Below are 11091 nucleotides of genomic sequence, written 5' to 3'. Positions count from 1 at the left end.
TCGGGGGTAGGTAAGGCTAGTCTAAGTCGGTAGCTCGTTGAGGTGAACTCCGGCGTTCGGTTAGCCTCGCCTCACTCGAAGGAGGTTTCGTGGTCGTCACCGAACGCCCGCCCGCTGCGGCGTCCCCGCCGAGCGCGGCGGCACGGACGTTCCGCGCCGGTGGTCTCGTGCTCGGGCTCGCCCTGCTGGCGCTGGTGTTCCTGCTCAGCATCTGGGTGGGGTCGAAGAGCATCCCGTTCACCTCGACCTGGTCGGTGCTGTGGCACAACGACGGCTCGACCGACGCGGTGATCATCCACGACCTCCGCATCCCGAGGACCCTGCTGGGCGTGGTCGTCGGTGTGGCGCTCGGCCTGGCGGGGGCGGTGATGCAGGCGCTGACCCGCAACCCGCTCGCCGACCCCGGCCTGCTCGGGGTCAACACCGGAGCCTCGGCCGCGGTCGTTTCGGGGATCGCGTTCGTCGGGGTCAGCGGCGTGCTCGGCTACATCTGGTTCGCCTTCGCCGGAGCGGCGATCGCGTCGGTCGTGGTGTACGTCCTCGGCTCCGCGGGCCGCAGCGCCACGCCGGACCGTCTCGTGCTCGCCGGTGCGGCCGTCATGGCGGTGCTCCAGGCCTACATCGTCGGGATCCTGCTGCTGATGCCCGAGACGTTCAACCAGTTCCGGTTCTGGAACGTCGGTTCGCTGAGTGGCCGGAAATGGGACGTGTTCTGGCAGATCTCGCCGTTCGTGGCGGTCGGTGCGGTCATCGCGCTGCTGCTCGCCCGGCCCCTCAACGTGCTCGCGCTCGGCGACCAGACCGGCAAGGCGCTCGGCGCCCACGTCGGCCGCACCCGCGTGCTGGGCGCGATCGTGATCACCCTGCTCTGCGGCGCGGGTACCGCGGCTATCGGCCCGGTCCTGTTCCTCGGGCTCGCCGTGCCGCACGCCGCGCGCCTGCTGGCCGGTCCGGATCAGCGCTGGGTCCTGCCGTATTCGATGCTGCTCGCGCCGATCGCGCTGATCGGCGCCGACGTCGTCGGCCGCGTGCTGAACCCGCCGGAGGAACTGCAGGCGGGCATCGTCGTCGCGTTCCTCGGCGCGCCGGTGTTCATCGCGCTCTGCCGCCGCAGGAAGCCGGCCCGCCTGTGACCGCGATCAAGGAGCACCCACCGATGAGCACCCGCGTCCTGCGCACCCCGGGCGGCGGACTGTCCCTGCGGATCACCCCGCGGGCGGCGCTTGTCGTCACCCTGCTGGCCGTCGCCGTGTTCTTCGTCGGCGCGGCCAGCATGACCACCGGCGATTACCCGCTGTCCGTCGGTGAGGTCATCCAGACGCTGTTCGGCTTCGGCGACCGGAGCACCGAGTTCATCGTCACCACCCTGCGGCTGCCGCGGCTGCTGACCGCACTGCTGGTCGGCGGTGCGCTCGCGGTCAGCGGCGCGATCCTGCAGAGCCTTTCCGGAAACCCCTTGGGCAGCCCCGATTTCATCGGCTTCACCGAAGGCGCGGCCGCCGGGGCGCTGCTGACGATCGTCGTGGTGCACGGCGGAATGCTCCAGGTGTCGCTGGGCGCGCTGGTCGGCGGCATCGTGACCGCGGCGCTGATCGCGCTGATCGCGTTCAAACGCGGCGTGCACGCCTTCCGGCTGATCCTCGTCGGCATCGGGGTGAACGCGATGCTCATCGCCTTCAACTCGTACCTGATCACCAGGGCCGCCTGGCAGGACGGCCTGGCGGCGCAGGCGTGGCTGGTCGGCGGGCTCAACGGACGCGGCTGGGAGCACGTCGTCCCGGTCGCGATCGCCATCGCCGTCCTGCTGCCACCCGCCTTCGTCTACGGCAGAAGGCTTTCCCTGCTGGAGATGGGTGACGACTCGGCCAAGGGGCTTGGCGTGCCTGTGGAGCGGAGCCGGATCGTGCTTCTCGGCGTCAGCGTCGGGCTGTGCTCGATCGCGACGGCGGCCGCCGGACCGATCTCGTTCCTGGCGCTCGCCGCGCCTCAGCTGGCGAAGCGGCTCACACGGTCTTCGGGACCTGGACTCGCCGCGGCCGCGCTGATGGGCATGCTCCTGTTGGTCACCAGCGATCTGATCACCCAGCAGGTGCTCGCGGGCCTGCCCGTCGGTCTCGTGACCGGGGCCATCGGCGGGCTCTACCTGGCGTGGCTGCTGGTGTCCCGGCGAGGCGTCAACCGAGCGGCGCGCTGACGGGCTCGATCGGGGCGGGCTCACCGAAACGGGCCAGCGCCAGCGCCGCCGAAACCGCGAGCACGAAACCGGCCACCGCCACGGCCGCGAAACCGGGCCGCGTGGTGTCACCGAGCACGACGACCCCGATCAGTGACGGGAAGACGGTCTCGCCGATCACCATCATCGCGGTCGAGGTGGTGACGCTGCCGCGTTGCAGCGCGGTGGCGTAGAACAGCATCGCCATCGCGCCCGCCGCGGCCAGCGTGTAGGTGGCCGGGTCGGTCAGCAGGTCGAGCGGTGCCAGGCTGGGCAGCACGCGGCCCGAAAGCGCGACCACGCCGAAGCACAACCCGGCGATCAGGCCGAGCGCCGGGGTCCGGATCCGCCGCGGCGCGCGGCCGGCGAACATCCCGGCCGTGCCGAGTACCACCACCGCGCCGATCAGCACGAGCCGGAAGCCGAACCCGGTCGCCGACGAGCCTTCGCTCTCCGCCGACATCCCGAGCAACGCCAGCCCGGCGCAGACGACCGCGACCGCCGTCCACTCGCGACGTCCCAGCCGGACACCGAGCGTCCGCGCCGCCACCGCGGTCACGGCGAGACTGCCCGCCAGCGCCGCCTGGACCACGAACAGCGGCAGCACGCGCAAAGCGACCAGCTGGGCGACGAACCCGACGACGTCCAGCGCGAGACCCGCGACGAACTTCCACTGCCGCAGCACCCGCACGAGAAGCTTGGGATCGACGCGGCTTTCGTCGCCCGTCGTCGCCTTCGCGGCGATCGCCTGCATCACCGAAGCGACCCCGTACGCACAGGCCGCGAAGAACGCGCAGATCAATCCCCACCACATGAAGCGTGAGCCTAGTCCTGTCCGGCGGGTAAGGTGGTCGCATGTCGAACACGGGTTCGAGTGCGGCCGAGCCGGTGGAGCGGGCCTGGCCGGAGGGGATCGCCGAGGACGAGGCCGGGATCCAGTGGGATTTCCTGCGCTTTCTCCGCGCCACCGCGGTGAACAAGGTCGCCGGGCTGACCAGGGAACAGGCGGCCGCGACCCCGCTGCCGTCGTCCCCGCGGATGAGCGCGCTGGGTGTGCTCAAACATCTGACCGCGGTGGAGCGCTGGTGGCTCTCGATCGAGGTAGGTGGCGCGGAGCTGCCGTCGCTGTGGGAAGGCTCACCGGATCCGAGCTGGGACCTGACCGAGGACGACGACCCGCGCTCGGTCGTCGAGGCCTACCGCGCGGAGTGGGCTCGCGCGGAAGCCGCGCTGGCCGGGGTCTCGCCGGACGAGCGGGCACGCCGGTCGGGGAAGTTCACCGTCCGATGGGTGCTCGCGCACGTCGTCCAGGAGACCGCACGGCACACCGGGCACCTGGACATCCTGCGGGAACTGGCCGACGGCGCCACGGGCGAGTAGCGCCGTAAGGTGTGCGCATGGCTGACAGGCTGTACTTCCGGCAATTGCTCGCGGGCCGCGACTTCGCGGTGGGGGATCCCGTCGCGACACAGATGGTCAACTTCGCCTATCTGATCGGCGACCGGGAGACGAACGAGGCCGTCATCGTCGACCCGGCGTACGCCGTCGGCGATCTGCTGGACCTACTCGAAGGCGACGGCATGCGCCTGACCGGTGTCCTCGCCACGCATCATCACCCCGATCACGTCGGCGGCGAGATGATGGGCTTCTCGCTGCCGGGGATCGCGGAACTGCTGGAGCGCGTCCAGGTACCGATCCACGTCAACGGCGCGGAGGCCGAGTGGGTCCGCCGGATCACCGGCGTCTCGGAGACCGACCTGCGCTCACACGAGCACGACGAGGTTCTGCAGGTCGGCGCGGTGCCGATCCGGCTGCTGCACACCCCGGGGCACACGCCGGGAAGCCAGTGCTTCCTCGTCGACGGACGCCTCGTTTCGGGGGACACGCTGTTCCTCGAAGGCTGCGGCCGCACCGATTTCCCCGGCGGTGACGCGGAAGCGATCTACCGGAGCCTGCAGTGGCTGGCCGGGCTGGACGGGGATCCGGTCGTCTACCCGGGACACCAGTACTCGGCCGAACCGTCGGCGAACCTTTCGCACGTGAAGGACACGAACTTCGTCTTCCGGCCGAAGTCGCTGGACGAGTGGCGCGTGATGTTCGGCGGCTGAAAGATGCATTTAGAGGACTAAATGCATAGTGGGGGCGTCCAGATCGCGGGACGGGAGAGGCGTCGATTGACCCGGCGCCGCCCGGAAGCCGAAGCTCGGGGTCGTGACGGTCAAGCTGCATTGGTTCCTGCCCACCACCGGTGACGGCCGGACGATCGTGGAGCACTTCCACGCCAGTCGCGACGCCGGGGCAGCCGCCTCCCGTGAGCCGGACATCGACTACCTCGCCCAGGTCGCCCGCGCCGCCGAGGTCAATGGCTTCGAAGGCGTCCTGACGCCGACCGGCACCTGGTGCGAGGACGCCTGGCTGACGACGGCGGCGCTCATCCGCGAGACGAGAACCCTCAAGTTCCTGGTCGCGTTCCGCCCCGGCACGGTATCGCCGACGCTGGCCGCGCAGATGGCCGGCACCTTCCAGCGGATCTCGCGGGGCCGCGTGCTGCTCAACGTCGTCACCGGTGGCGACACGGTCGAGCAGCGCCGCTTCGGTGACTGGCACGATCACGACCAGCGCTACGCCCGCACCGGCGAGTTCCTCGAGATCGTGCGCGGCGTCTGGAGCGGCAAACCGTTCGACTTCGCGGGCGAGCATCTGAAGGTCGAAGGCGCGACCACGATCGCGGCCCCCGATCCGGTGCCGCCGATCTACTTCGGCGGCTCGTCCGCGGCGGCGTTGCCGATCGCGGCGAAACACGCCGACGTCTACCTGACCTGGGGTGAGCCACCCGCACAGGTCGCGGAGAAGATCGCCAAGGTCCGCGAACTCGCCGAAGAACAGGGCCGGAAACTCCGCTTCGGCATCAGGTTGCACACCCTGTCCCGTGACACGTCGGCGGAAGCCTGGGCGGAGGCGGGAAAACTGCTGGACGCGATCGACCCCGAGCGGATAGCCCACACCCAGAAACAGTTGTCCGCCAGCGAATCCGTGGGTCAGCGACGGATGGCGGCCCTGCACGGCGGGAACATCGACGGCGGTGTCCGCGGTCTGGAGGTCTACCCGAACCTGTGGGCCGGAATCGGCTTGGTGCGCGGTGGAGCGGGCACCGCGTTGGTCGGTAGCCATCGCGAGGTCGCCGACCTCATCGAGGAATACCACGCGCACGGCATCGAGGAGTTCGTCCTCTCCGGATACCCGCATCTGGAGGAGGCGTACTGGTTCGGCGAGGGCGTGCGGCCGGAACTGGTCCGGCGAGGGCTCGTCGCGTAATCCTCACAAGGTGCGCGACAGCGCCAACGCCGCGGTCCGGACCGCGGGCGCGACGCGGCTGGTGTGCATGCGGTTCGCCCAGCCGGAAATCGACAACGCCGCCACCGCGACGCCTTTCGCGTCGAGCAGTGGACTCGCGGCGCACACGACGCCGACGCCGGATTCCTCGCGCTCGAAAGCGATCCCGTCGCCGCGGACCTTCGCGAGCTGACGGCGCAGCAGACCGGCGGCGGTGATCGTCCGGACGCTCACCCGGGGCAGTCCGGAATCGATCACCTTCGTCACCACGGATTCCGGGGAAAACGCGAGAATCGCCTTTCCGACACCGGTGGCGTGCGCGGGAAAGCGGCCGCCGATCCGGGACGGCAGCGACGGCGCGTCGGGTCCGCGCAGGATGTCGAGATAGACGACCTCCGTGCCCTCCAGTACCGCGAGATGCACGGTGTTCCGCGTCGCCTCCCGGAGGTCGGCGAGATACGGGCGCGCCGCCTCGACCAGTCCACGGCGCCGTACCGCCAGCTGGCCGATCTCGAACAGCTTCAGCCCGAGCCGCAGCGCGGAACCTTCGCGTTCGAGCAGTCCGGTCGCGACCAGGTGGCCGGTGAGCCGGTGGACGGTCGACTTCGCGAGCCCTGTCCGCCGCGCCAGTTCGGAAACACCGAGGGCGTCGTCGCCCGGTCGGAAGGCCGAGAGCAGCGCGGTGACCCGGGCGGCGACGAGGCCGTCCGCTCCGGTTCGTTCCGGGTTGTCGTTCCGCCCAGCGGCACGCATGGGTTGAGTGTGCCCTATCCGCTCGGGAAGCGTCACCTGGTATGGCGCAACGGAAAGCGGTGGCCGCGATCGTCGGCCCCGGGAACATCGGCACCGACCTGCTCGCGAAGCTGCGGCGCAGCGAACACGTCGAGGTGCGGTACATGGTCGGCGTGGACCCGGCCTCGGACGGACTGGCGAAGGCCGCCGAGCTGGGGCTGGAGACGTCCGCGGAGGGCGTCGACTGGCTGTTGTCCCGCGACGAACTGCCGGACCTGGTCTTCGAAGCGACCTCCGCGAAGGCACATTTGGCGAACGCGCCGCGCTACGCCGCCGCCGGGATCCGCGCGATCGACCTCACCCCGGCCGCGGTCGGCCCGTTCACCTGCCCGGCCGTCGGCCTGCCCGAACGCCTTGACGTGCCGAACGTCAACCTCATCACCTGCGGTGGCCAGGCCACGATCCCGATCGTGCACGCCGTGTCCCGGGTGACGCCGGTGCCCTACGCCGAGATCGTCGCGTCCGTGTCGTCGCGTTCGGCGGGGCCCGGTACGCGGGCGAACATCGACGAGTTCACCGCGACCACCGCGCGCGGGATCGAACTCGTCGGGGGAGCGAGCCGCGGCAAGGCGATCATCATCATCAACCCCGTCGAACCCCCGATGATCATGCGGGACACGGTGTTCTGCGCGATCGACCCGGACGCGGACTTCGACGCGGTGACCGAATCCATCCACCGGATGGTCGAAGCGGTGCAGGTCTACGTGCCGGGCTACACGCTCAAGGCGGATCCACAGTACGACCCGCCGAGGCCGGGATGGAGCGGGCAGGCGCGGGTGGCGGTGTTCCTGGAGGTCGGCGGGAACGGGGACTTCCTGTCGAAGTACGCCGGGAATCTCGACATCATGACGGCCGCGGCCGCCCGCGTCGGCGAGCTGCTGGCCACCCAGGAGGTGGCCGCGTGAAGTGGGATGAGATCGACCGTGAGGTCAGGCTGGTCGACACGAGCCTGCGCGACGGCAGTCACGCGATGGCGCACCAGTTCACCGAGAAGAACGTGCGCGACACCGTCCGGGCGCTGGACGACGGCGGCGTCTCGCTGATCGAGGTCAGCCACGGCGACGGCCTCGGCGGCTCGACGTTCAACTACGGCTTTTCCCTTGTCGACGAACGGAAACTGATCGAAGCGGCGGTCGACGAGGCACGCCGGGCGAAGATCGCGGTGCTGCTCCTGCCCGGCCTCGGCACGGTCGCCGATCTGCGGGTGGCGGCCGATCTCGGCGCGGGCGCGGTCCGGATCGCGACGCACTGCACCGAGGCCGACGTCTCCGTCCAGCATTTCGGCGCGGCACGGGATCTCGGGCTGGAGACGGTCGGTTTCCTGATGCTGTCCCATATGTCCACGCCGGAAGCGCTGGCGAAACAGGGCCGGATCATGGTCGATGCCGGATGTCAGTGCGTGTACGTCGTCGATTCCGCCGGGGCGTTGATCCTGGAGGAGGCCGCCGACCGGATCGCCGCGCTGGTGGCGGAATTCGGGGACGAGGCGCAGGTCGGCTACCACGGGCACCAGAACCTGAGCTTCGGCGTCGCGAACTCGGTGCTCGCCTACCGCGCCGGCGCCCGGCAGATCGACGGTTCGCTGGTGGCGCTTGGCGCGGGCGCGGGCAACTCGCCGACCGAGGTGCTCGCGGCGACGTTCGAACGGCTCGGGATCCGCACCGGCGTCGACAAGGACGTGCTGATGGACGCGGCGGAGAACGTCGTGAAGCCCTACATCACGCGGCTGCCGGTGATGGACCGATCGTCGATCGTGCAGGGATTCGCGGGCGTGTACTCGAGTTTCCTGCTGCACGCGGAGCGCGCCGCCGAGCGCTACGACGTCCCGGCGCACGAAATCCTCTACCGCGTCGGCGCCGCGAAGTACGTGGGCGGACAGGAGGACATGATCATCGACATCGCCCTGCAGCTGGTCGCCGAACGCGGTCAGGGGTGACGGTCGGCACCGAGCACGAGGCGGACACAATGGTCGATCAGGCGCTCGCGGCTCACCTTGAGCGAGCCGTCGAGGTAGGCGATGAACACGTTGCTCAGCGCGCCGACCAGCCCGATCGACACCATCTGCCGTTCGGCCGCGTCACCGTGGGACAGCTGCCCGCTGACCAGTTCGGCGAAGGAGGGGAGGAGCGCGATCCCGCGCGTGGTCAGCGCGGGATCGGTGATCGGCGCGAGCAGCAGTACCCGGCCCTTGCGCGGGTCGTCGAGCATCAGTTCCACGAAGGCGCGGACGGCGGCCTTCGCCCGTTCGGCGGGTTCGGCCGTGTCACTGACCGCGTCGACCAGCGCCTGCCTCGCCTGCTCGCCGATGTGCTCGTAGACCGCGACGACCAGCTCCTCGCGGTCGGTGAAGCTCTCGTAGAAGTACCGCTCGGTGAGCTTGGCGTGGCGGCACACCGCGCGCACGCTCACCCCGGCGCTGCCCTGGGTGCCGAGCAGGTCGAGGCCGGCCTCGACGAGTTGTTCCCGGCGGGCGGCCTTGCGGTCGTCCAGCGTGGTGCCTGCCCAGCTTCGGCCGGCCATGATCGGCTCCTCTTGTTGACTACGACCGTTGTCAACTTTACCCTGACAACAGTTGTGGTCAATTTAACCAGCTCACTGAGGAGACCGGGGATGACACAGCCACGGCCGCTCGGACCGGATTCGCTGACCTGGAAGTACTTCGGCGACTGGCGTGGCCTGCTCATCGCGCTCTGGGCCGGATCCATGCAGAACATGCACCCCGAGCTGGGCGCGGGCGTCGAGGAACACTCGCGGTTCTTCGAGGAGCGCTGGCAGCGGCTGTTCCGCTCCCTGTACCCGATCGGGGGAGTGATCTACGACGGTCCTCGAGCGCGGCAGACCGCGCTCGAGGTGCGCGGCTACCACGATCGGATCAAGGGCGTCGACAAACACGGGCGGCGCTATCACGCGCTCAACCCGGACACCTTTTATTGGGCGCACTCGACGTTCTTCGTGAGCGCCATCCTCATCGCCGACAACTTCTGCGGCGGCATCGGCGAGCAGGAGAAACGGAAACTGTTCGAAGAGCACGTCCAGTGGTACGAGATGTACGGCATGAGCATGCGGCCGGTGCCGGAGTCCTGGGAGGACTTCCAGCTGTACTGGAAGCGCATGTGCGAGGACGTCCTGGAGGACAACAAGGCCACGCGCGACGTCCTCGACATCAAGGAACTCCCGAAGCCCAATTTCCTGCCGTGGCTGCCGGATTCCGCGTGGAAGCTCGTGCGCGGGCAGGTCGCGCGGAACTTCGTGTGGCTGACCGTCGGCCTCTACGATCCGCCGATCCGCGAGCGGCTCGGGTACGCCTGGACCGAACGCGACGAGCGGCGGCACCGGCGGACCGGGAAACTGATCAACGCGGCGTTCAAGCTGGTCCCGCGAGACCGTCGCTACCATCCTCGCGCCCGGGCGGGCTGGCGCCGCGAGCGTGGCGAGCTGGCCCCGGACGCGCCGTTGGTCGAGACTCCCGCGAGGAATCTTCCGCCGCTTTCGGAGCGGGGCAAACCCGAGCACTACTCACCGAACGTCTGACGAGGAGCCTCGATGAAGCTTGGTTACCACCTCGGTTACTGGTCTTCCGGTCCGCCCGAGGGCGCGTTGGACGCGGTACTGCGCGCCGAAGAACTCGGCTTCGATTCCGTGTGGACCGCCGAGGGATACGGCTCCGACGCGTTCACCCCGCTCGCCTGGTGGGGCGCGTCGACCAGCCGGATCAAGCTCGGCACCAACATCGTCCAGATGTCGGCGCGCACCCCGACCGCGACGGCCATGCACGCGCTGACCCTGGACCACCTGTCCGGCGGCCGGTTCGTGCTCGGGCTCGGCGCGTCCGGGCCGCAGGTGGTCGAAGGCTGGTATGGGCAGCCGTATCCGAAGCCGCTGGCCCGCACGCGCGAGTACGTCGACATCGTGCGGAAGGTCGTCGCCCGTGAAGCGCCGGTGACCCACAACGGACAGCATTTCCAGCTGCCGCTGCAGGGCGGAACCGGACTGGGGAAGCCGCTGAAGTCCACAGTGCACCCGTTCCGCAAGGAGATCCCGATCTTCCTCGCCGCCGAGGGGCCGAAGAACGTGGCGCTGTCGGCGGAGATCTGCGACGGCTGGCTCCCGCTGTTCTTCTCCCCCAAAAGCGACGGCTTCTACCGGACCGCGCTGCAGGAGGGCTTCTCCCGCCCCGGCGCCCGCCACGGTTTCGACGACTTCGAGGTCGCCGCGTCCGTCCCGGTGCTCGTCCACGACGACGTCGAGGAGGCGGCGAGCTGGATCAAGCCGTCGCTGGCGCTCTACATCGGCGGCATGGGCGCGAAATCGGTCAACTTCCACCACGACGTCTTCGCCAGGATGGGGTACGAGGACGTCGCCGACAAGGTCCAGGAGCTGTACCTGGCCGGCCGGAAAGACGAGGCGACCGCCGCGATCCCGACGTCGCTGGTCGAGGACACGTCTCTGATCGGACCGGCGGAGAAGATCCGGGACGAGTTGGCCGCCTGGGAGGAGACTGTGGTGACCACGCTGCTGCTGCGGGGCGATGCCGCCACGCTCACGAAGGTGGCGGAGACGCTCGGGTAACCGCTCTCTTGAGTGGTGATGGTGGCGGACCGGAGATGTTCTTCGCCGTATCAGATGTGGTGGTCGTGAGTGGCGTTTCGGGTTAGAGCCTGTCTGTGATCCCGATGGTGGGTATGGGTCGGGCCTCTGCTAGTGATCTAGACACCACATCATGATCACGACCAGCAGAGGCCCGATCTCCTTTG

The 11091-nt window shown here is 69.3% G+C and carries 12 protein-coding genes; 9 read left to right on the top strand and 3 right to left on the bottom strand.

From position 1 onward, the window contains the following. Positions 1–89 precede the first annotated feature (89 nt). Positions 90–1133, top strand: coding sequence for a FecCD family ABC transporter permease (locus ACZ7KI_RS04860; protein WP_470271867.1), 1044 nt, complete (start codon positions 90–92; stop codon positions 1131–1133). A gap of 23 nt (positions 1134–1156) precedes the next feature. Next, positions 1157–2194 (top strand): FecCD family ABC transporter permease, encoded by a 1038-nt coding sequence (locus ACZ7KI_RS04855; RefSeq protein ID WP_470271866.1) that lies wholly within the window; start codon positions 1157–1159, stop codon positions 2192–2194. Here ACZ7KI_RS04855 and ACZ7KI_RS04850 read toward each other — a convergent pair. Beyond that, positions 2175–3026 carry a DMT family transporter gene (locus tag ACZ7KI_RS04850; RefSeq protein WP_470271865.1) on the bottom strand — a complete coding sequence of 284 codons (852 nt, stop codon included), beginning with the start codon at positions 3024–3026 and terminating at the stop codon, positions 2175–2177. The genes ACZ7KI_RS04855 and ACZ7KI_RS04850 overlap by 20 nt on opposite strands. 41 nt (positions 3027–3067) lie before the next feature. Here ACZ7KI_RS04850 and ACZ7KI_RS04845 point away from each other — a divergent pair, with 41 nt between their 5' ends. The 3 genes from ACZ7KI_RS04845 to ACZ7KI_RS04835 all read left to right on the top strand — a co-directional run bounded on the left by ACZ7KI_RS04845 (position 3068) and on the right by ACZ7KI_RS04835 (position 5527). Further along, complete coding sequence (locus ACZ7KI_RS04845; RefSeq protein ID WP_470271864.1) at positions 3068–3592, top strand: DinB family protein; 525 nt, start codon at positions 3068–3070, stop codon at positions 3590–3592. 17 nt (positions 3593–3609) lie between these two features. Further along, positions 3610–4320, top strand: coding sequence for an MBL fold metallo-hydrolase (locus tag ACZ7KI_RS04840; protein WP_470271863.1), 711 nt, complete (start codon positions 3610–3612; stop codon positions 4318–4320). A 103-nt stretch (positions 4321–4423) separates the two neighbouring features. Continuing rightward, positions 4424–5527: an LLM class flavin-dependent oxidoreductase gene (locus ACZ7KI_RS04835; protein ID WP_470271862.1), complete on the top strand. Its 1104-nt coding sequence runs from the start codon at positions 4424–4426 to the stop codon at positions 5525–5527. A 3-nt stretch (positions 5528–5530) separates the two neighbouring features. On the opposite strand, the gene ACZ7KI_RS04830 is transcribed toward ACZ7KI_RS04835, so the two are convergent. Next, positions 5531–6298, bottom strand: coding sequence for an IclR family transcriptional regulator (locus ACZ7KI_RS04830; protein ID WP_470271861.1), 768 nt, complete (start codon positions 6296–6298; stop codon positions 5531–5533). Positions 6299–6339: 41 nt separating this feature from the next. Here ACZ7KI_RS04830 and ACZ7KI_RS04825 point away from each other — a divergent pair, with 41 nt between their 5' ends. Next, positions 6340–7242 carry an acetaldehyde dehydrogenase (acetylating) gene (locus ACZ7KI_RS04825; RefSeq protein ID WP_470271860.1) on the top strand — a complete coding sequence of 301 codons (903 nt, stop codon included), beginning with the start codon at positions 6340–6342 and terminating at the stop codon, positions 7240–7242. Continuing rightward, on the top strand, positions 7239–8273 hold the full coding sequence (gene dmpG / locus ACZ7KI_RS04820; RefSeq protein WP_470271859.1) for a 4-hydroxy-2-oxovalerate aldolase: 1035 nt from the start codon (positions 7239–7241) through the stop codon (positions 8271–8273). The genes ACZ7KI_RS04825 and dmpG overlap by 4 nt, the downstream gene beginning before the upstream one ends. On the opposite strand, the gene ACZ7KI_RS04815 is transcribed toward dmpG, so the two are convergent. Continuing rightward, positions 8264–8857: a TetR/AcrR family transcriptional regulator gene (locus ACZ7KI_RS04815; protein WP_470271858.1), complete on the bottom strand. Its 594-nt coding sequence runs from the start codon at positions 8855–8857 to the stop codon at positions 8264–8266. The two genes, dmpG and ACZ7KI_RS04815, sit on opposite strands and share 10 nt — an antisense overlap. Positions 8858–8947: 90 nt before the next feature. On the opposite strand from ACZ7KI_RS04815, the gene ACZ7KI_RS04810 reads away from it, so the two are divergent. Both ACZ7KI_RS04810 and ACZ7KI_RS04805 read left to right on the top strand, forming a co-directional pair. After that, positions 8948–9868 carry an oxygenase MpaB family protein gene (locus tag ACZ7KI_RS04810; protein ID WP_470271857.1) on the top strand — a complete coding sequence of 307 codons (921 nt, stop codon included), beginning with the start codon at positions 8948–8950 and terminating at the stop codon, positions 9866–9868. 12 nt (positions 9869–9880) lie between these two features. Beyond that, positions 9881–10906 carry an LLM class F420-dependent oxidoreductase gene (locus tag ACZ7KI_RS04805; protein ID WP_470271856.1) on the top strand — a complete coding sequence of 342 codons (1026 nt, stop codon included), beginning with the start codon at positions 9881–9883 and terminating at the stop codon, positions 10904–10906. The last annotated feature ends 185 nt before the right edge of the window (positions 10907–11091 follow it).

This window comes from Amycolatopsis sp. NPDC039088, from assembly GCF_055598845.1.
This window is presented reverse-complemented; position numbering and strand designations above follow the sequence as displayed.